This window comes from Streptomyces sp. NPDC088910, from assembly GCF_044749865.1.
Lineage (GTDB): Bacteria > Actinomycetota > Actinomycetes > Streptomycetales > Streptomycetaceae > Actinacidiphila.
Map to the genome: position 1 here is coordinate 214,674 of NZ_JBIVIV010000013.1, position 18,932 is coordinate 233,605.

General features: G+C 72.8%; 17 protein-coding genes. 10 read left to right on the plus strand and 7 right to left on the minus strand.

Going from position 1 to position 18,932, the window contains the following annotated elements; all coding sequences use genetic code 11:
• Positions 1 to 2 precede the first annotated feature (2 nt).
• The 3 genes from ACIP4Z_RS27800 to ACIP4Z_RS27810 form a co-directional block, all read right to left on the minus strand.
• The gene (locus ACIP4Z_RS27800) at positions 3 to 2,720 is read right to left on the minus strand and encodes a lanthionine synthetase LanC family protein (protein WP_401312630.1); all 2,718 of its coding nucleotides are present in this window, start codon (positions 2,718 to 2,720) and stop codon (positions 3 to 5) included.
• Positions 2,721 to 2,756: 36 nt separating this feature from the next.
• A complete protein-coding gene (locus ACIP4Z_RS27805) occupies positions 2,757 to 2,945 on the minus strand; it encodes a hypothetical protein (protein WP_355340796.1) in 189 nt (62 codons plus the stop codon).
• 112 nt (positions 2,946 to 3,057) lie between these two features.
• Positions 3,058 to 3,243 carry a hypothetical protein gene (locus ACIP4Z_RS27810; protein WP_188283862.1) on the minus strand — a complete coding sequence of 62 codons (186 nt, stop codon included), beginning with the start codon at positions 3,241 to 3,243 and terminating at the stop codon, positions 3,058 to 3,060.
• A 265-nt stretch (positions 3,244 to 3,508) separates the two neighbouring features.
• Between ACIP4Z_RS27810 and ACIP4Z_RS27815 the strand changes: the two genes are divergently transcribed.
• The 10 genes from ACIP4Z_RS27815 (at position 3,509) to ACIP4Z_RS27860 (ending at position 16,839) form a co-directional block, all read left to right on the plus strand.
• A complete protein-coding gene (locus ACIP4Z_RS27815; protein WP_401312633.1) occupies positions 3,509 to 5,377 on the plus strand; it encodes a BTAD domain-containing putative transcriptional regulator in 1,869 nt (622 codons plus the stop codon).
• Between the two features lie 144 nt (positions 5,378 to 5,521).
• Positions 5,522 to 6,682 carry a radical SAM protein gene (locus tag ACIP4Z_RS27820; RefSeq protein WP_401312636.1) on the plus strand — a complete coding sequence of 387 codons (1,161 nt, stop codon included), beginning with the start codon at positions 5,522 to 5,524 and terminating at the stop codon, positions 6,680 to 6,682.
• Positions 6,679 to 7,392, plus strand: coding sequence for an iron-containing redox enzyme family protein (locus ACIP4Z_RS27825; protein ID WP_391161885.1), 714 nt, complete (start codon positions 6,679 to 6,681; stop codon positions 7,390 to 7,392). The genes ACIP4Z_RS27820 and ACIP4Z_RS27825 overlap by 4 nt, the downstream gene beginning before the upstream one ends.
• Positions 7,389 to 7,634 (plus strand): aroma-sacti cluster domain-containing protein, encoded by a 246-nt coding sequence (locus ACIP4Z_RS27830; protein WP_355340808.1) that lies wholly within the window; start codon positions 7,389 to 7,391, stop codon positions 7,632 to 7,634. The genes ACIP4Z_RS27825 and ACIP4Z_RS27830 overlap by 4 nt, the downstream gene beginning before the upstream one ends.
• Positions 7,635 to 7,722: 88 nt before the next feature.
• Positions 7,723 to 11,097 carry an AAA family ATPase gene (locus ACIP4Z_RS27835; protein WP_401312640.1) on the plus strand — a complete coding sequence of 1,125 codons (3,375 nt, stop codon included), beginning with the start codon at positions 7,723 to 7,725 and terminating at the stop codon, positions 11,095 to 11,097.
• Positions 11,098 to 11,218: 121 nt separating this feature from the next.
• The gene (locus ACIP4Z_RS27840) at positions 11,219 to 12,061 is read left to right on the plus strand and encodes a S8 family serine peptidase (protein WP_355340814.1); all 843 of its coding nucleotides are present in this window, start codon (positions 11,219 to 11,221) and stop codon (positions 12,059 to 12,061) included.
• Positions 12,062 to 12,102: 41 nt separating this feature from the next.
• Positions 12,103 to 12,624, plus strand: a complete 522-nt coding sequence (locus ACIP4Z_RS27845) for a GAF domain-containing protein (RefSeq protein WP_188285584.1) — start codon at positions 12,103 to 12,105, stop codon at positions 12,622 to 12,624.
• 313 nt (positions 12,625 to 12,937) lie between these two features.
• Complete coding sequence (locus ACIP4Z_RS27850) at positions 12,938 to 13,969, plus strand: PP2C family protein-serine/threonine phosphatase (RefSeq protein WP_355341317.1); 1,032 nt, start codon at positions 12,938 to 12,940, stop codon at positions 13,967 to 13,969.
• 201 nt (positions 13,970 to 14,170) lie between these two features.
• Entirely contained in the window at positions 14,171 to 15,235 is a 1,065-nt protein-coding gene (locus ACIP4Z_RS27855) for a LuxR C-terminal-related transcriptional regulator (protein WP_391044894.1), read from the plus strand.
• Positions 15,236 to 15,981: 746 nt separating this feature from the next.
• Positions 15,982 to 16,839, plus strand: a complete 858-nt coding sequence (locus ACIP4Z_RS27860) for a helix-turn-helix domain-containing protein (RefSeq protein WP_355340820.1) — start codon at positions 15,982 to 15,984, stop codon at positions 16,837 to 16,839.
• Positions 16,840 to 17,046: 207 nt separating this feature from the next.
• Here ACIP4Z_RS27860 and ACIP4Z_RS27865 read toward each other — a convergent pair whose 3' ends face one another.
• The 4 genes from ACIP4Z_RS27865 to ACIP4Z_RS27880 form a co-directional block, all read right to left on the minus strand.
• Entirely contained in the window at positions 17,047 to 17,433 is a 387-nt protein-coding gene (locus ACIP4Z_RS27865; RefSeq protein ID WP_355340823.1) for a hypothetical protein, read from the minus strand.
• 100 nt (positions 17,434 to 17,533) lie between these two features.
• Positions 17,534 to 17,710, minus strand: a complete 177-nt coding sequence (locus ACIP4Z_RS27870) for a hypothetical protein (protein ID WP_401312645.1) — start codon at positions 17,708 to 17,710, stop codon at positions 17,534 to 17,536.
• A gap of 23 nt (positions 17,711 to 17,733) precedes the next feature.
• Positions 17,734 to 18,630, minus strand: a complete 897-nt coding sequence (gene ppk2, locus ACIP4Z_RS27875; RefSeq protein ID WP_355340826.1) for a polyphosphate kinase 2 — start codon at positions 18,628 to 18,630, stop codon at positions 17,734 to 17,736.
• A gap of 67 nt (positions 18,631 to 18,697) precedes the next feature.
• Entirely contained in the window at positions 18,698 to 18,928 is a 231-nt protein-coding gene (locus tag ACIP4Z_RS27880) for a hypothetical protein (RefSeq protein WP_355340829.1), read from the minus strand.
• Between the last annotated feature and the right edge of the window lie 4 nt (positions 18,929 to 18,932).

Below are 18,932 nucleotides of genomic sequence, written 5' to 3' on the forward strand. Positions count from 1 at the left end.
CCTCAACGGGCCGCGACGGAACGGGAGTACGCGCCGGCGAGTGCGTCCACGGTGAACAGCGGGTCGGGCGCGGGGGCGAGGAGTTGCGACAGGAACAGCAGCACCCCGGCCGAACCGCTCCACAGATCGGCGCTGAACCGCATGAGCTGGTCGCCGAGGAAACGGATACCGGTCTCGTGCGGCACCGCGAATTTGAACAGCCCGCACGCCGCACGGATCGCGTCGTCCCGGCCCCGGTCGTCACCGGTCAGCCGCCCGTACTCCGCGAGACCGAGGCCGAGGCCGGACAGTCCCTGCCACAGCCCCGACATCACGGTGTAGGTGGTGCGCGTCGAGGTCAGCAGCCGGGGCAGCGCGTCGGCGAGCCGTTCGTCGTCCACCGACCGCGTGTAGCGGGTGACGGTGTGCGCCATCGAGGCGGAACCGCAGTAGAGGTAGGGCAGGCTGCGGTTGTCGGTGGCCGAGATGGGAAAGGCGAGACCCGGCGAGTCCGGCTCGGTGGCACGGTCCAGCTCGGCGTGCAACAGCCGGACGCCGCGCGCGAGTTCGTCGTCCGCGCCGGTCACGGCGGCGAGCTGCTGGAGCAGCAGCGCGATCCCGGTGCGGCCGTGCACGAGGCCGGTGGCGTCGTTGGCGCCGAGGTACGGGGTGAGGTCGGCGTCGGCCGGCAGCGCCGCCGTCAGCTCCAGGGCCCGGTCGATGTGGTGCTCGTCGCGGGTGTGGCCGTACATGGCCAGGTGGGTGAGCGCGACCCCCGAGGTGCCGCCGTAGAGGGTCGCCGACGCGCCGGAGGCGATGATGGGGTGGCGGTCGGCGGCGGTGAGCAGATCCCTCGCCTCGTCCAGCATCCCCTGGTCGGCGAGCACCCATGCGATGCCCGCGGTGCCCGCGAACAGCCCCGGGGGCAGTTTCCCGACGCCGCCGAGCGCGTCGTGCCGCAGCCGCTCCAGCACGCCGTCCGGCAGTGCGCGGCCCGCCCGGGTCAGGGCGTGCACGACGCCCGCGGTGCCGAAGGCCAGGCACTGGGTGTTGCTCTGGTAGCCCTCGGCGATGGTGGGGAACACCCGGTCGGGGTGGGCCGGGTCGGCCATGGCCACCATGGCGTCGGCGGTACGGTCGCGCAGGTCGGCCAGGTGCCGCAGCGGGTCCGCGGCGACTTCCTCGGGCGTCGGGATGGGGGTGACGCCCTGCGCCGCGGGCCGCGGCCGGTGATACGCGACGGCCCGCTCCCACAGCGGCTCCGGCAGCGGCGCCCGCTCCAGCAGTTCGCGGCGCAGGTGCGCGAGGGTGTCGGGATTGCGCTGCGCCACCTGGTGGAAGGGCCCGATGAGCAGCAGGGCGAGGCCGGCCAGGCCGTACTTGTCGTGGATCAGCGGATCGTCGCCGACGAGTTCGGCGGGCGGGGTGTAGCCGGGCGTGCCCATCACCGGAGTGTCGTCACTGTCCAGGCGCTGGGCGGCCTCGAAGTCGACCAGTCGGATGCCGTCGTCCTCGGTGACCATCACATTGCCGGGGCTGACGTCGACGAAGAGGTAGCCGGCCGTGTGCAGCCGGTGCAGCGTGCTCTCGATCGCCGCGAACAGCTTCTCGCACCGGCCGTAGTAGTCCCCGGCCGCTTCGGGTCCGCGGTCGACGCCGAGCATGACCTGGTTGGCGACCATCCAGCGCTGGAGCGTCGTGCCCTCGATGAACTCGGTGACGAGGAAGTCGTGCTCCCACTCGCGGAAGTAGGCGAGCGGCTCCGGGGCGAGGCCGGGCGCCGTCTCGTGCAGCGCGGTCAACGTCTGCCATTCGGAGCGGAGTTGGTCGGGTGCGGTGGTGTCGCCCATCGCCACGCCGGTGTGTGCGCGCGCCTCCTTGATGAAGACCTTGCGGCCGGTGGCCGTCTCCCGTCCCAGGTAGGCGCCGCCGGAGTTGGTGAACTGGAGCGCGTCTTCGAAGGCGAATCCGTGGAAGACGATCGGCCCGCCCCCACCGGCGGCGGGCTCGTCCACGGGATCGGCGGCGGCATCGGCGCCCGCCTCCGCCCCGGCCTTCGCGACGGCTCTGTCGGCGGACGCGGCGGCGGGCTCGGCCGAGGACTTCGGCGCCGGGCGCGTCTCGACGAAGGGGTCGGTCATGCCCGCCGGGAGGTAGAAGGAGAAGCCCCTGCGGTCCTCCTCCAACTCGCCGTCGGTGCCGCGGACGAGCAGGGTGTGGGTGCCGTCGGCGTTGACGCGCTCGCGCGGGGCGAAGGCCCCGTAGCGGTAGTGGACCGTGCGCGAGTCCCGGTACCGCCTGTCGGTGAGGATGAACGGGCCTTCCTCGTCGGCCAGTTCGGTGCGCAGCCGTTCCATGAGGTCACGGGCCGCGGCGACGCTGGTGGGATACGCGGCGATGAACTTCCCGCTCTGCTGCCTGGCGGCCTGCTTGTGGTGGGTCCACCAGTAGAAGAGCCTGCCGGCGAGGTGTTTGAAGGCGACGTCCTGCTCGAAGCAGACGGCCGCGACGGTGTCGAGGACGTACGGCAGGCGGTCGGGCCGCGCGGACACGTGCACCTTCCAGCCGTCCTCGACACCGCGGAGCTGCTTGCCCCGGTGCCACATGGTCCAGATCCCCGACGGGGTCTCGGTCCACCCGTCCGGTACCGGCCCGGGCCGGTAGATCTCACCGCGGTCACGGGTGGTCTCCAGCGGCGCGTAGAACTCTCTGTCCGCCACGACGAACGGGAAGGGGATCATGGGCCTCTCCGATGTGGGACGCGAGGGGGCGGCGGCTCAGCAGCAGACGACGACGCTGGTCGCGCTCATCGACGCGACGGGGCTGCTGATCACCGACGTCGTGGGGTCCATCTCCTGGAGGCTCAGGGGGGATTCGGCGTGCGCCTCCACCTCGAATTCGCCCTCGCCGGCGTCCGCGCCTTCGGGCGCGTTCTCCTCGGCGGCGGATTCGGCGGAATCACTCATGGTCGTCTCCTGTCGGTTCTCAGGTGTCGGAAGGGCCGCCCCGGAGGACAACGCGAGCGGGAAAGACGTGTGGGTGGCGCGTCCACGGGGACGCGCCACCCACCCAGCTCGGTCAGGCGCAGGCGGCCAGGCTGACCGTGCTGCCCGGGGCCTGGAGGCCGCCCAGCACACCCTCGCCCTGGTCGGGCTTGCTCACGCCCATCTCCTGGAGGTCCAGGGGGGATTCGGCGTGCGCCTCGACCTCGTTCTCGGGGGTCTCCGCGATGTCCTCGTTGGTGGGCTCGACGGAATCAGCCATGATCGTCTCCTCTTCTGGGCGGGGTACGAGCAGGTGGTGGGAACACCTCAGAAGCTAGGACCGGCCGTTTCGGAACCGGTGAAGCCGCGGTATAAGCGCGGTATCGTCCCAGGTGATGCGGGGTTGGTCCGAACTCTCACCAGCAGTCCCCGCATTGCCGGTTCGCCACAGGCACATCATCTGATATAAGTCGTCTGCCTGATGTCATTCATCTCAGCTCACGATCCCATCTCCGGATCAACGGGCGGGAAAGGTGAAACCGGATATGGCCGAACCAGCGCACGTCAGTCTGCGGCTCTCCGTCCTCGGCCCGCTGTCCGTCGGCACGGCCGAAGGCCCCTTCCCGCTCGGCCCGCTCAAACAGCGGCTGCTCCTGGCCATGCTGCTGTGCCGCCCCAACACCCCGGTCTCGCTGGCCTTGTTGACGGACACCTTGTGGGACGGCAATCCGCCGCGCACCGCGCGCAAGAACATCCAGGTGTACGTCTCCGCGCTGCGCAAACTCCTCGACCGCGCGGGAGCGGGCGACCGGCTCGAGCACCACCCGGGCGGCTACCTGCTGCGGGTGCGCGACGACGAGTTGGACTCGCTGCGCTTCCAGGGCCTGGCCAGATCAGCCCGCGAGGCCGCCGGGCAGGGCGCGTTCGGCCCGGCGTCCCGGATGCTGCGCGAGGCGATGGGACTGCGGCAGGGACCGCCGCTGCACGACCTGAGATTCTCACCCACCGTCAGATCCGAGGCGGAGCGGCTCGACAGCCGCTACCTCCAGGTCTACGAGGACTGGGCCGAGGCCGAGTTGCGGCTGGGCCGGGCCACCGAAGTCGCCGACACCGTCGCCGATCTGGTGGAGCGTCACCCCGAGCGCGAACGGCTCAGGGCCGTCCAGATGAACGCGCTGTTCGACCAGGGGCGGCAGACGGAGGCCCTGGCGGCGTACGAGGGGCTGCGCCGGCTGCTCGCCGTCGAGTACGGGCTCCAGCCGAGCCCCGCGCTGGAGACGCTGTACCGCTCGATGCTCGACGGCGGCCCGCAGGAGCCCGGCGGCCCCTTCGCTCCGTCCGGCGCGCGGGCCGCGGCGCGGCGCTCCTGCGGAGTCCTCGGCGCCCTGCTCCCCCAGGACCTGGCCGACTTCACCGGCCGTGAACGCCAACTGCGCTTTCTGCTCAAGCTGTTGGGCAGTAATCGGCATCTTGCGGTCGTCACCGGGCCGGTCGGCACCGGTAAGACCGCGCTGGCGGTGCACACCGCGCACCGGCTCGCCGCGGAGTTCCCCGACGGCCGCGTACTGATCCGGATGCGCGACGCGGCCGGGCGTCCGCGCTCGGCCGCCTCGGTGGTCGCCGAGCTGGCCCGGATGGCGGACCTCCCCGGGCAGCGGGCGGCGGCCGTCGACGACGGGTCGGAGGACGCCGAGGAGGCCGCCGCCGCGTGGCGCGACTGGCTCGGGCCGCGCCGGATCCTGCTGGTGCTGGACGACGCGGCCGACGAGGCGTCCGTACGGCCGCTCGTGCCGCACTCCGGCGGCAGCGCCGTACTGGTGACCTCCCGCGCGCAGTTGGCCGGACTGGTCTCCGCCGACCGGCTGGAACTGGCGCCCTTCGATCTCGGCGAGAGCCTCGAACTGCTCGGCCGGATCGTGGGCCACGAGCGGCTGCGGGCCTGTCCGGAGGCGGCCCGGCGCATCGTCACCGCGACCGGCATGCTGCCGCTCGCGGTCCGGGTCAGCGGTCTGAAGCTCGCGGTACGACGCCATCTGCCGCTCGGCGAGTACGCGGCGCGGCTGGCCGACGGCAGGACCGTACTGGACGAACTGGTCGCGGGCGACACGGATGTACGGCCGCGGCTGGCGAGCGGGTGGCGGGACCTGTCGGCGGCGGACCGGACCACGCTGTGCCTGCTGGGGCACCTGCCGGAGGGGCCCTTCACGCTGCGGCAGGCCGCGGCGGCGCTCACCTGCGGTCAGGACGACGCGCTGCGCCGGCTGGAGTCCCTGCTCGACGCGGGCGCGCTGCTCGCCCCGGACAGCGAGGTCACCGCGCACGCCGCGCGGTACGAACTCCCGCGCCTGACAAGAGTCTACGCGCGTGAACAATCCCTCCTGGGGATGCGGCCACTCCCCCGGGCCACCGCCTGAGGGGCCTTCGGCGCAGGGCACACGCGACGGAACGCGCCACCAGGCACGCCGGTGAGCTGCGGATTTACCGTTTCCCAACCGTCCATGACCCCGACCTCGAACCGGCCCCGCCGAGACTTCGGTGGACGAGGAAGGGAGCACGCGATGGAACTCGCCGAACTCATGACGCTGCGCCCCGAACCCGGCGCGGGGCTGCTCCTGACCGTCACCGGCCGCTGCCCCCTGCACTGCGCGCACTGCTCGACCGCCGCCACGATGGCCGCGGACGAGCCGGACGCGGACCGGCTGCGCGCCTTCGTCTCCACCTTCACCCCGGCCGAGCACCCTTCGGTGCTGATGATGACCGGCGGCGAGCCCTTGCTGCGGCCCGAGTTGGTCACCGACCTCGCCGCCACGGCGCGCGCGGCGGGCACCAGGACGGCGCTGCTGACCGGCGCCTTCTTCGTCGGCCGGGCGGACCACGGCGCGGGACACCTCACCTCCGGCGCCGGCCCGCTGCCCGCTCCCGTACCCGAGTCCGTGCCTGTTCCCGAGCGGATCTGGCGGGCCGTCACCTCCGTCGACCACTTCTCGGTGAGCCTCGACGCCTTCCATGAGCGCGAGGTCGACCGCAGGTCCGTGTTCGGCCTGATCCGGCGGGTGTTGGACGCCGGAGTGGCCACCAGTTTCCACCTGGTCGGCGCCGGCCCCGACGACCCCTACCTCGCGGACGTCACCACCGACATCCGCCGTACCTTCGGCGACCGCGTCCCGATGCTCGTCAACTCCCTGCGCCGGGTGGGACGCGCCGCGTCCTGGGCCGCCGCGAACACGGCGCTGCCCGGTGCCGCGGCACCCGACCCCGAGCGGGCGCTGCCGTGCTCGATGGCCGCGTGGCCGGTGGTGGCCGCCGACGGCACGGTGGTCGCCTGCTGCAATCAGCGGGTCGTCGACCGCAGGCCCGCCCCGCGTCACCTGACGCTCGGTCACATCGCCACCGACGACTGGCAGTCGGTCGCCGTACGGGCCCGTACCTCTCCGGTCCTGCGGATGATCAGGACGGTCGGCCCGGCCCACCTCCTGCACCGGTACGGCAGCGCGGAGCAGGCGGCCGCGCGCCCCGACTACTGCGCGGGCTGCCGGGCGCTCGGTGACCATCCGGAGGCGCTGGCCGCGGCGAGTGCGGCGGCCAGCGGGCCCGTGGGGGCGCTGCTCGACCGGTACGCGGCCCGCGGCCAGGTCGAGGCGGGCGCGGCCACGCTGGTGCGGCGGCACGGCTGCGCGCCCTACGCGGACCTGGTCGACCTGCCCGGAGCGCGGCGATGACCACGGTCGGTACGGCGGGCGCGGGCGCCGCGCTGCGGGTCCGGCTGCTGCTGACGGCCCCCGCCGTGCGGGCGACGACCGCGGCCGTGTGGCGACCGCCCGGACTCGCCGCGCGCTACGCCACGTATCTGACGGTGATGCACGGAGTCGTCCGCGCCTCGGTGCCGCTGATGGAACGGGCGGTGGCGCGGCTGGCGGAATTCGGCCCGCGCGACCCGTTGTGCGAGCCGCTCACGGACTATCTGCGGGAGCACATCGAGGAGGAGCGCGGCCACGACGACTGGCTGCTCGGTGACATCACCGCGCTGGGCGGGGAACCAGCGGCGGTCCTCGCCGAGCAGCCCATATCCGCCGTCGCGCGCCTGGCGGGCGCGCAGTACTACTGGATCGAGCACCACCATCCGGTAGCGCTGCTCGGCTACATCGCGGTGCTGGAGAGCAACGCGCCCGCGCCCTGGCTGGCGGACCGGATCGCCGCCGCGGGCGTGCCGGAGGCGGCGCTGCGCACGGTACGCGGCCACGCCGAACTGGACACCGGGCACACCGCCGCGCTCTTCGCGCTGCTCGACGCGCTGCCGTTGGACCAGGCCCAGGTACGCGCGGTCGTGATGAGCGCGCTGCACACCGTGGACGGACTTGTGGAGCTTTTCGCGCGCATCGGCCGGACAGCGGAGCCGGAACACCTCAGGGAAGGGACGTACACCTCATGAGTGACACGGCGGCGCGGGGCGGGGAGAGCGCGGAGCGGGCAGGCGACGGAGCCGACGACGCGCTGGTGGTGCTGGAGTCGCACGGCTTCGGCGTCGGCGAACTCACCGACGAACAGCGCGAGGTGCTGCGCGGGCTGAGCAGTCAGGAGCTGTCGATGATGCTCGACATCAAGGCCCGGCTGGACGAGGTGGGTCCCGAGGTGCAGGCCCACAGCGAGATCGCCGGCGGGGCGCTCTTCTGACATCTCCCCGCGACCGGGGTCCACACCATCGGGAAGAGACCGGGGTCCACACCATCGGGAAGACACGGGGAAGGGACGGGGAGACGAGATGACCACGCGCTGCGCCTCGTGCGACGGCGACCTGCCGCAGGACGCGCGCTTCTGCCCGTCCTGCGGCACACCGGCCGACTCCCCCGCACCCGTGACGGCGGTCGAGGAGCGCAAGGTCGTCTCCGTCGTCTTCTGCGACCTCGTCGGATCGACGGCGCTGTCCGGTGTGCTCGACCCTGAGACGCTGCGCACGGTGGTGCTGCGCTATTTCGACCTGATGCGCGAGTGCCTGGAGCAGTTCGGCGGCACGGTCGAGAAGTTCATCGGCGACGCGGTGATGGCCGTCTTCGGCGTGCCGGTGACGCACGAGGACGACGCGGCGCGGGCGCTGGCCGCGGGCCTGGCGATGCTCGACGCCATACAGCGGCTCAACGAAACGGAGTTGGAGCCGACGCTCGGCATTCGGATCGGTGTCCGGATCGGCATCAACACCGGCCCGGTGGTCACGGCCTCGGATGTGTCGTCCCGTCAGGCGCTGGTGTCGGGCGAGACGGTGAACGTCGCGGCCCGGCTGGAGCAGAACGCCGGTGAGGGCGAGGTCCTGATCGGTCCCGAGAGCCGCAGGGCCGCGGGGGCGACAGCGGTCACCGAGCGCGTCGGCCCTTTGCGGTTGAAGGGCAAGGAGGACGCGGTCACCGCCTATCGGCTGCTGGACGTGGTCGAGGAGGAGCCGGAGCTGACCCGCCGCTTCGATGTTCCCTTCGTCGGCCGGGACCGTGAACTGGACGCTCTGTGGGCGACGTTCCGCGCCGTCGCGGACCGCGCCGGGCGCGGCCCGAATCTGGTGACGGTCCTCGGCGAGGCCGGCATGGGCAAGACCCGGCTGATCCACGAGTGGCGCAAACGGTCGGGCCGCGCCTTCCGCTACGGCTCGGGCCGCTGCCGCACGTACGGTGAACGCGGCAGCCTGGCGCCGCTGGCCGACGCCGTGAGCCAACTCCTGGACGCCTTCCCGGAGATCGCCCAGTCCCCGGCGCGCGCGGGAGAGCCCTCGCCCGAGCGCCAGGAGATCGACGCGGCGCTGGCCGTACTGTCGGCCGGGCTGCTGGAGGACGGCACACCGAATCCGTCGACCGACGACACCTGCGCGGCGCTGACCGGTCTGCTGGCCGCGCTCGCGCGCAGGCGGCCGGTCGTGCTGGTGCTGGACGACCTCCAGTGGGCGAGCGACCCGCTGCTGACGATGGTCAGCGCGCTCAGCGCCGAACTCACCGCGTCCGCTGTGCTGTTCGTCTGCGCGGCCCGCCCCGATCTGCTCGACCGCGGCGCAGGCTGGGGCGAGGGCGGCCCGCGCTCGCTCTCCTTGACGCTGCCCGGTCTGACGGCGACGGAGGCCGAGGCGGTGGCCGAGGCGCTGACCGAGGTCGGGGCGCACTGGGACGGCGGGGCGCCGTCCCAAGAGGGGGGTACGGGCGTGCCGCCGCAGGTGCTGGAGTCCGCGGGCGGCAATCCGTTCTATCTGGAACAGCTCATCGCCGCTCTCGCGCAGCCCGAGTCCGGCTACCGCCCCGACGGCGGAGGCGATGTGCCGACCACCTTGCAGGCGCTGCTCGGCGCCCGGATCGGGGCGCTCGGCCGGGCGGAGCGCGCGGCGCTGGACATCGCGGCCGTGGTGGGACGGGAGTTCAGCGCCGACGAGGTGGCCGAACTGGTGGGCGGGGACCGGGAAGGCGCGCCCGGCGGCGCGCTGCACGACGCGGACCCGCCCTCGGCGGAGACCGGGTCCGGCGTCCCGGCGCTGGACGGCGCGGTCGGCGCGGCACTCGGCATGCTCAGCAGTCACCGCCTGCTGCGGCCCGCGGACCGGCAGGGGCCTTCCCCGTACCGGCTGCGCTTCAGCAGCGGTCTCGTGCACGAGGTCACATATCAGTCGATGGCCAAGCGGACGAGGGCGGAGCGGCACGAGCGGGCCGCGGCGGCGCTGTCCGCGCGGCTGGCGGGCGGCGGCACGGCGGCGGGGAGCGCGGGGGAAGGCGCCGCCCCGTACGGCGGTGTCCTGTTCGGCGGTGGGGCTCCCGGTACGCGCGGCGCCGAGGATGCCGCCGCCGTGGCGGGTCACCTGGAGCGCGCCTACCGCTACCGCGCCGAGTTGGGCACGCTCGGTCCGCAGACGGACGAACTGCGCCTGCGGGCCGCCGCGTTGCTGATCGAGGGCGGTTCCAGGGCGCTCGCGCGCTCGGATCTGGCATGGGCGGGCGGGCTGCTGGAGCGGGCGGTGGAGCTGACCGTCGAGGGCGAGCCGGAGTGGGCCGCGGCGGCCCGGCGGTTCGGTGACGTGCTGCTGGCGACCGGGCGGACGGACGAGGGCCGGGCGCTGCTGCTGCGCGTGCTCGCCGCCGCGGACGCCACGCCGGGGGACGCGGTGCGGCCGGTGGAGGCCGCGCACGCCGACCTCGCCCTGGCCGCGGTGTCGGCGGCCCCCGACGGGAGCAGCGCGGGGAGCGTCGCCCAGCGGACGCTGCCGGTCTTCGAGAGTGCGGGCGACGACCTCGGGCAGGCACGGGCGTGCATCCGGCTGGCGCAGGAGCGGCAGTTGCACGGCAGGCACGGCGAGGCCGATGTCCTGCTCTCCCGCGCTCTGGACCACGCGCGCCGCTCGGGCGCCGAGCCCGAACGGGCCCTGGCGCTGGGCGCGATCGGCGTCTCGCTGTGGCGCGGGCCCGAGCCGGTGCCCTCGGCGGTCTCGCGCAGTCGCCGCCTGCTGGCGGAGCACGGCGACCGTCGCCCCACCGTACGGCTGACCCTCAACTGCCCGCTGGCCGTGCTGTTCGCGCTCCAGGAGCGCTGGGACGACGCGCACGCCTGTCTCGCCGGGGCGGAGCGGCTGGCCGGTGAACTCGGTTACGCCGAGGGCCGGGTGGTGCTGCCGCTGTTCGCCGCGGCGGTGGCGACGCTGGCGGGCGACGGGAGCCGGGCGCTCGGTCTGCTGGACGAAGCGGACGGCGCAGCACGGGAGTTGCAGGCCGAGGCCCTGCGGGACGCGGTGGCCAGGGACGCGGCGCGACTGCTGGTGGACGCGGGCCGTCACGACGAGGCCGCGGCCAGGCTGGCCACCGCGCCGGACCCCGGACACACGGCACTCGCCGCCTCGGACGCCGCCGACCTCGACGGGCTGCTGGCCAGGATCGCCGCGGCGCGCGGCGCGGCCGAGGAGGCCGCACCGCTGGCGGAGCGGGCGGTGCGGACCGCGTCCGGCACCGACTCGCCCGTCGTCCTGGCGGTGGCCTGGCTCGACCGGGCCGACGTGCTGCGCCTGGCGGGCCGTACCGAGGAGTCCGCGAGCGCCGCCGCGCAGGCCGCCCGGCACTTCGGCGCCAAAGGTCATGTGCCGGGGGCGCGCCGCGCCGTGCGATGGCGGGAGGGTCCGCCGTGAGGCGCCAGGACCAGGGGCACCGGAGCCGCGGGCGCCGACCGGCGCCCGTCCGCTCCCGCCCCGGCCTCTCGGGCCACCACCGCATCGGAAGGCGACAACGCCAGAACGCGAAAGGCTGCTGATGAAAACCGCCGAACACGGCGCCGGCCCCGGACTCACCTGGACGCTGCGCGGCAAGCGCCCCGAGGACGTGCTGATCACCGCCGACGGCGAGCTGCCCGCGCTCGACCGGAGCTGGGACGACGCGCGCGGCGCCGGGGTGCGGGTGTGCGTGGTGGACTCGGGTGTCGAGGACGGCCATCCGCTGATCGGCCCGGTCGACGGCGCGTGGACGGTGCGCAAGGACGAGACGGGCACCAGCGTGGTCGAGACGACGGCGACCGACACCTGCGGGCACGGCACGGCCTGCGCGGGCATCATCCGCAGGACCGCGCCGGATTGCGAGCTGTACAGCGTGCAGGTGCTCGGCAAGGGGTTCGGCGGGACCGGCGACGTCCTGCTCGCGGGACTGCGCTGGGCGATCCGGCAGGGCTTCGACGTGATCAATCTCAGCCTGTCCACGACGAGGCCGCAGTTCGCCGAGGAGTTGCGGGTCCTCGCCGACGAGGCGTACTTCCGGGGGACGGCGATCGTCGCCTCCGCGCACAACACTCCGGTGGAGAGCTACCCGTGGCGCTTCGCCTCGGTGATCTCGGTGGGCAGCCACCAGGAGGACGATCCCGATCTGCACCTGTACAACCCGAGCCCGCCGGTCGAGTTCTTCGCACCGGGCCAGAACGTCCAGGTGGCCTGGCTCGGCGGGGCGACGATCAGGACGACGGGCAACAGCTTCGCCACGCCGTACATCGCCGGGCTCTGCGCCCGCATTCTGTCCCGGCACCGCCGGATGACGACCTTCCAGCTCAAGAACGCGCTCTACCTTTCCGCGGCCAACGTCCAACTGGGCATCAGGGGTGCTTCGTGACACAGAGCAACACAGCGACGGATCCGCTGTCGCAGGAGTTGATGCAGTCGGTGGTCGACACGGCACGGGCCATCTTCGGCGCCCAGGCCAGTTCGGTGTTCCTGCTGGACGAGTCGAGCCACGAGCTGGTCTTCCAGGCCGTCTCGGGCCAGGGCGAGAGCTTCCTGGTGGGGCGGCGTTTCCCGGCCGAGAGCGGGATCGCGGGATGGGTGGTCTCCTCGGGTGAGCCGATGGTGGTGGACGACCTGTCGCACAGCGCGTCCTTCGACCGGGACTTCGCGGAGTCCACGGAGTACGTGCCCGATTCGCTGATGGCCGCGCCGCTGACGCACGGTGACCGGGTGCTGGGGGTGCTGGAAGTCCTCGATCCCGTGCCGCAGTCCAGGTCGAGCCTGGACGAACTGGATCTGCTGGCGCTCTTCGCCCGGCACGCGGCGGCGGCGCTGCGGGTGGTCGTGGACCGCGCGCGGCCCGCCGACAGCGGCTCGCTCGGCGGTGACGGGCGCGCGGCGGCGCTGCGGATGGCCGAGGATCTGCGGCGGCTGCTGGAGACCTCCGCCTGAGCCGGGGAGCCCTCCGCTCAGCCCGTGGGTGCCGCCCCGGACCCGCACAGACCTGCGACGCGCCGGAAGGGAGGGACGGGAGATCTCAGGGTGTTCACAGGTGCGAGTTGTCCCCTGAACAGGTGACAATGAGTAGGGTGTGTTCCTCCGGCCCCGGATCATCTGCCTAGCCTGAGCCGGGGAGAGGGAGGTGGCCGTGACACGACGAATATCCTTCGGCCGCCGCCTCCCGACGCCCCACCCCGACCTCTCGCCGCAGGTGTCGGTCGCCGGGCGGACACCGCCGGTGCTCACCGCGCTGCCGTACGTGTTCATGGCCGTGGTCGCCGTGGTGGACGTGAGCGTCGGGACCAGTGTCGGCCTGCTGCCGCTGGTCTCGCTCGGCCCCGCCTTCTCCGGTCTGGTCGGCGGCTGGCGGCGGACCGCCCTGGTCGGGGCCCTGGCCGTCGCGCTCGTGTGCGCCCTGGGCGTCTACGACGGCCTGTTCGAGGAGCGGCGCGGTTTCAGCGCCCTCGCCTCGGTGATCGGCGTGACGGTCGCCGGAGTGATCGCCGCCGTGATGCGCCAGCGCCGCGAGACCGAATTCGCCAACGTACGGTCGATCGCGGAGGTCGCCCAGCGCGTCCTGCTGCGCCCCGTACCGCGCAGCGCGGGCCATCTGCGCACGGCCGTGTCGTACACCTCCGCCGTCGCCGAGGCGCGCATAGGCGGCGATCTGTACGAGGTCGTCGCGTCGCCGGTCGGCGTGCGAGTGATCATCGGCGATGTGCAGGGCAAGGGCCTCGAAGCGGTGGAGACCGCCGCCGTGGTGCTCGGCGCCTTCCGTGAGGCCGCGCACGACGAACGGGACCTGACGGGCGTCGGCGAGCGGGTGCAGCGGGCCGCCGACCGGGCGCTGAGCGGCGAGAAATTCGTCACCGCGATCATCGCCGAGATCAGCGAGGAGCGCGGCGCGACCCTCCTCAACTTCGGCCATCCCGCGCCGATGGTGCTGCGCCAGGACGGCGGCGCGTGCTTCCCCGAGCCGCCGCAGTACGCGATGCCGCTGGGGCTCGGCGTGCACGGCGGTGACGCTCCCGAGCCGTTCGCCGTCCCCTTCGGACCCGGCGACCAGATGCTGCTCTACACCGACGGTGTCACCGAGGCCCGCGACCACACCGGCGCCTTCTATCCGCTGGGGCAGCGCGCGCACTTCCTCAAGGACCCGGATCCGGAAGCCGCGTTGGAGGCGCTGCGGACCGATCTGGTGCAGCACACGGAGGGGCCGCTGCACGACGACGCGGCGATGCTGCTGCTGCGCTTCCGCGACCCCGGACCGGCGTTCGCCGCCTTCGACGGCGCCTGAAGGCCCGGACGGCACCGGCGCGGGTAAAGGGTTCGCAATGTGCGGATGCCTCGCCGTGCGGTCCGTGACGGGTTGTCCGCAATGAGCGACCGGCCCCACCCGAACACCCCTGCGAACACCGGTGTCGCGTCATAGAGTGTCGAGCCGTACACGCGGGCGGAGGCACGCACCGTTTGCCGATCGCGGTTGGAGGAGATCCCGGTGACGCTGCGCGCGTCCAGAGGCGGACCGGTCCCGCCGGACCACCCGGCCGTGTCCGCGGCGCACCTCCAGCGCGACGAGGCGGCGGCGCTCACGCTCTACCGGACCCTGCGCGACATGGGCGAGGGACGGATCGCGGAGGTCGCGGAGGCGGCCGGTCTGGACGCCGCGGAATCCGCGGGCGGCTGGCGGCGGCTGGACGAGCTGGGCCTGATCCGGATCGTGGGCGCGGTCGTCGAACCGGTCGACCCGGACGCGGCCATGGCGCACGCGATGGACACCTACAACGAGAACACCGCCAGGCAACTGCGGGACGCGCACTCGTTGCGCCGGGTCACCGAGTCCCTGATGACCGTCTTCCGCCCGGCCGTGGCCCGTGACTCGGCCGATGTCGCGGTGGAGCGGCTCGGCGACCGCAAGCGCAGGACGCGTACGGTGCGGGACCTCAACGCCGCCGTCCTGGACGCCTGCGACTCGATGCACCCCGGTCCGATGCCCCCGGCCGAGGCGCTGGAGGCGTCGCTCGACGAGGACGCGAAGCTGACCGCGCGCGGCATCCGGGTCCGGGTGATCTACCCCGAGTCGCTGCTGCGCTCCCCCAAGTACACCTGGTATCTGCACCGGTTGCTCGACATCGGCGTCGAGGTGCGGCTCCTGGAGCACTCCCCCTTCGACATCCTGCTCTTCGACCGGCACACCGCGTGCGTGCCCGGCGACCCCGAACGGCCGGGCGAGTCCATGCTGTTGATCCGCGGCTCCGCCCTCCTGAAGGGCTACACCGCGCTGTACGAGGACTACTGGCTGCGCGCCTCCCCCGTCGTCCTCGCCGCGCCGCCCGCACCCGCCGAGGGCCCGGAGGTCAACGACCAGGAGCGCACGGTCATCCGGCTGATGGCGAGCGGGCTGAGCGACGACCAGATCGCCCGGAAGATGGGCGTGCACCGCCGCACGGTCCAGCGCGCGGTCGCCAAACTGATGGACCGCCTCAATGCCTCAAGCCGCTTCGAGGCGGGTCTCAAACTCGCCCGCGACCCGGCCCTGATGAAGGTCTACCCGCTGAACTGACCGGCCGGGGTGACCCGCTGACGGCCGTGACGTACCAGCGGGGGCGCCACCAGGCCCAGGTGGTGCCCCCGCCGACTGCCGTCGGCGGCCTCCACACCAGGTGGAGTGCGCCTCCGGCAGCCCCGGCCCGCGGACATTCGGGGGATCCACGGGCCGGAAGTCGTGTCGCCGCGGCGGTCCGGCCGTCGCCCGCGGCGGGTGGTGCGCACGCGGGACCTCCGCGTGATGGTGATCGGCCTGCCGACAACTCCCTCGCTACGCCTGAACGTTCACGAGCCCTCCCGGAGCCGACGGCATGCCGTTCCCCCCGAGGCCGCGCACCGGCCGAAGTCACCTTCGGCGCCGTACCCGACCACACCTCGATCTTTACCCACCCGACAACCGCTGGCTACGAACCCCCGAGTACGTAATGCCCGGTGAACGGCTTCGCGCAGGCCACCTGAGGTGTCCAAAAGGAGACAGCGACCCAACTGGACAATGGTGGCGGCGGCGTAGCGAGCGCGCTTGCCGACTGCCACTGGTCGGTACGTCGTCGCAGGTCAACGGCGTTGCCACGGACGGCGACCGACCACTGACGCAGGGCGGGATTCGACCGCTGAGGACGGGTTTGCGCAGGTGGTGGGGGCCGGCCAAGTCGGTTGACACCCCATGCGTCCAGCGAACACGATCGACTGGTAAGCGCATTCTGCGGCTGGGCACGCCACTGGTCAGTCCGGGCGCGGGCCGAGCATCCGGGGGGAACGGTCATGACGCGCGGCTCGAACAGCACCACCCCGCTCATCCGCGGGTTTCTGCGGCAGGCCCGCAAGGATTACGCGGGGCCGCCGGAGCCGGGCAGCGGGCACACGGGACACCGCCCCGCCGGGCTGAGCCAGCAGGCGGTGGCGCACCGGATGGACATCTCGCCGCGGCTGTACCAGGACTGGGAGGGCGGCGGCCGGCCGGTGCCGGTCCACCGGCTGGACAGCCTCGCGAGCACCCTCGGCCTCGACCCGTACCAGCGCGACGAGTTGTGGTTCATCGTGACCGGCGGCTTCGCGCCGACCGGCCCGGCCCAGCCGGACCTGGAGGCGATGAGCGGCTGGCGGCTGTACCTGCGCGCGCTCCAGGTGCCCGCGCTCGTTCTCGACAGCACGTGGCGGATCCACGAGGACAACGCGGCCTGGCGCGGCCTGTTCGAGCCCGAGGGCCAGCGGCCACCGGCGAATCTGCTGCGCTTCATCCTCTTCTCGCCCTACGCGCGCCGCCTGTGCGGGGACTGGCAGGCGAGTTGGGCGGTGCCGTACCTGCGGCAGCTCAGGCTGGAGGCGGGGATCAGCGAAGAGCCGGAGCTGCGGCGTATCGTCGCGGAGCTGCAACTCGATCCGGAGCTGGGCGTGTTGTGGCAGACGGTCGGCCGGGGCGGACGGATGGCGCTGCACAACGACGGTCAGGTCCGGCTGCTGATCCCGCCGGGCGGCCGTGCCCCGTACCGCGTACGCACCCTGGTCTCCTCCCCCGCCCACAACCCCCGTGTGCGGATGGTGACCTTGCTGCCGACACCCGTCGAGGCGACCGTGATCGCCCACGAACCGCTGGTGTCGCTGCCGCCGACCGCCGCGTGACCTCGGTGAGGAGAGCGGCGCGTGCGACGGGAACGGCGGGATCGGCGGGAGCACGGCCGCGGGCCCGGAGCGCATCTTCCGTACCCGCGGCCGAACGCCTCGCGACGCCTTACGGCTGTCGCGGTCCTCGCGGCTGACGCGGTGCTCGCGCTGTTGACGCCGTGAGCGCCGTGAGCGGCTTGCGCGCTGTTCGCGCTGTTCGCCGCGTCAGCGGATCGTGACCTTGACGACGTTGGAGATCCCGCCACCGCCGACGATGCGCAGGTTGTTGAGGCCCTTGATGCCCAGCTTGACCCGCAGGTTGTACGTGGCGTCGTGGTTGGTGTTCATCGAGGCGGGCAGCGAGACCCAGCGCTTGCCCTGCATCTGCTGGAGCGTCACCCGCGTGCCGACCTTGATGTTCTTGGTCGCGCCGTAGATCCGGAACTGCTGCCATGCGTTGATCGCGCTGACCGTCGCCTTGGCGGTGATGGCGGGTCGGGCGACGGCGGGCGCCATGGCGACGCTGTCCGCCGCGACGGCCTGGGCCACGGGGGCGGTCAACAGCGTGAGGGCGGTGAGACCGGTGGCACAGGCTCGCGAGAAGCGAAGCATGAAGGCTCCTACGGGGTGAAATCTGACATTTCGTCACATCGTAGGAGCCTGTCGCCACTTCACCGGAGAGTGACGCGCCGGGGCGGGCACGGGATTCCGGTCAGGAACCGCCGGGCTCCGGACCCGCGTCCGCAGCCGTGCCGGTGCCAGTGCCAGTACGTGCGTCCGTGCCCGCCCCCGGACCCGCACCCGCGCCCGCTTCACCCCGCGGACCGGCCTCCGCCGTCCGCTTGAGCAGCCCCAGCCGCTCCTCCCGGGTCGCGGCCAGCTCCGTCATCCAGACGGTCTCCTCACCGCGCTTCAGAGCGTGTCCTCACCGCGCTCCAGCAGCGTGGCCGCGGAGCCGACGATGCGCGGGTCGGGCGTACCGACCACCTCGTCGTCCCTGTCCGCGTAGTCGAAGCGGGCGAGGACGCTGCGCATGGCCTCGACGCGCGCCCGCTTCTTGTCGTTGCTCTTGACCACCGTCCACGGCGCGTAGGCGGTGTCCGTCTCACGGAACATCGCCACCTTGGCGGCGGTGTAGTCGTCCCAGCGGTCGAGTGAGGCGAGGTCCATCGGGCTGAGCTTCCACTGCCGCACCGGGTCGACCTGCCGGATGGTGAACCGGGTGCGCTGCTCGTCGCGCGAGACCGAGAACCAGAACTTCACCAGGTGGATGCCGTCGTCCACCAGCATCCGTTCGAAGGCCGGGGCCTGCCGCATGAAGCGGTGGTACTCGTCGTCCGAGCAGAAACCCATGACCCGCTCGACGCCCGCCCGGTTGTACCAGGAGCGGTCGAACATCACGATCTCGCCCGCGGTCGGCAGGTGGGCGACGTACCGCTGGAAGTACCACTGCCCGCTCTCGCGCTCGGTCGGCTTCTCCAGGGCTATCACCCGTGCGCCGCGCGGGTTCAGGTGCTCGATGAACCGTTTGATGGTGCCGCCCTTGCCCGCGGCGTCCCGGCCCTCGAAGACGATGACCAGCCGCTGGCCGGTCTCCTTCACCCAGCTCTGGAGTTTCAGCAGTTCGATCTGCTGGAGCCGCTTGTGCAGTTCGTACTCGGGCCGCTCCATCCGCGTGTCGTACGGGTAGTTCTCCCGCCAGGTGTCGACGACGCTGCCGTCCGCCCTGACCAGGACCGGGTCGTCCTGGTCGGTGTAGTCGACATGCATGCCCGCAAGGAGTGCGGAGCCGTCGGTGCCTGCGCTCATCGCTCGCCCGCCCTTCGCCGGTGGAACCGTCAGTGGACCCGGTGGTCCTCAGCCACCGCGGGTGGCCTCAGTGGAACTGCGGAATGATCAGATACAGCCCGTAGAGCACCGCGCACGCGCACGCCAGGAAACACGCCCCTGCGCCCGCGAACTGTCCCGTGCCGCTGCCGCCCGACGCCCGTACGGTGTCGCGGGCGGAGAGCGCGAGCACCCCGACCGCGAAGACCACGACCACGCCGACGGTGACGCCGAAGCTCACCGCGGCCACCTCGCCCAGCGCGTTCCAGTCCACACTCATACTG

Excerpts from the sequence above, each read along its gene's own strand:
- ACIP4Z_RS27815 (WP_401312633.1), top strand. The coding sequence starts at position 3,509 with ATGGCCGAACCAGCGCACGTCAGTCTGCGGCTCTCCGTCCTCGGCCCG.
- ACIP4Z_RS27830 (WP_355340808.1), top strand. The coding sequence starts at position 7,389 with ATGAGTGACACGGCGGCGCGGGGCGGGGAGAGCGCGGAGCGGGCAGGC.
- ACIP4Z_RS27800 (WP_401312630.1), bottom strand. The coding sequence starts at position 2,720 with ATGATCCCCTTCCCGTTCGTCGTGGCGGACAGAGAGTTCTACGCGCCG.
- ACIP4Z_RS27825 (WP_391161885.1), top strand. The coding sequence starts at position 6,679 with ATGACCACGGTCGGTACGGCGGGCGCGGGCGCCGCGCTGCGGGTCCGG.
- ACIP4Z_RS27845 (WP_188285584.1), top strand. The coding sequence starts at position 12,103 with ATGCAGTCGGTGGTCGACACGGCACGGGCCATCTTCGGCGCCCAGGCC.
- ACIP4Z_RS27880 (WP_355340829.1), bottom strand. The coding sequence starts at position 18,928 with ATGAGTGTGGACTGGAACGCGCTGGGCGAGGTGGCCGCGGTGAGCTTC.
- ACIP4Z_RS27820 (WP_401312636.1), top strand. The coding sequence starts at position 5,522 with ATGGAACTCGCCGAACTCATGACGCTGCGCCCCGAACCCGGCGCGGGG.
- ACIP4Z_RS27810 (WP_188283862.1), bottom strand. The coding sequence starts at position 3,243 with ATGGCTGATTCCGTCGAGCCCACCAACGAGGACATCGCGGAGACCCCC.
- ACIP4Z_RS27850 (WP_355341317.1), top strand. The coding sequence starts at position 12,938 with ATGGCCGTGGTCGCCGTGGTGGACGTGAGCGTCGGGACCAGTGTCGGC.
- ACIP4Z_RS27860 (WP_355340820.1), top strand. The coding sequence starts at position 15,982 with ATGACGCGCGGCTCGAACAGCACCACCCCGCTCATCCGCGGGTTTCTG.
- ppk2 (WP_355340826.1), bottom strand. The coding sequence starts at position 18,630 with ATGAGCGCAGGCACCGACGGCTCCGCACTCCTTGCGGGCATGCATGTC.
- ACIP4Z_RS27805 (WP_355340796.1), bottom strand. The coding sequence starts at position 2,945 with ATGAGTGATTCCGCCGAATCCGCCGCCGAGGAGAACGCGCCCGAAGGC.
- ACIP4Z_RS27835 (WP_401312640.1), top strand. The coding sequence starts at position 7,723 with ATGACCACGCGCTGCGCCTCGTGCGACGGCGACCTGCCGCAGGACGCG.
- ACIP4Z_RS27865 (WP_355340823.1), bottom strand. The coding sequence starts at position 17,433 with ATGCTTCGCTTCTCGCGAGCCTGTGCCACCGGTCTCACCGCCCTCACG.
- ACIP4Z_RS27840 (WP_355340814.1), top strand. The coding sequence starts at position 11,219 with ATGAAAACCGCCGAACACGGCGCCGGCCCCGGACTCACCTGGACGCTG.
- ACIP4Z_RS27870 (WP_401312645.1), bottom strand. The coding sequence starts at position 17,710 with ATGACGGAGCTGGCCGCGACCCGGGAGGAGCGGCTGGGGCTGCTCAAG.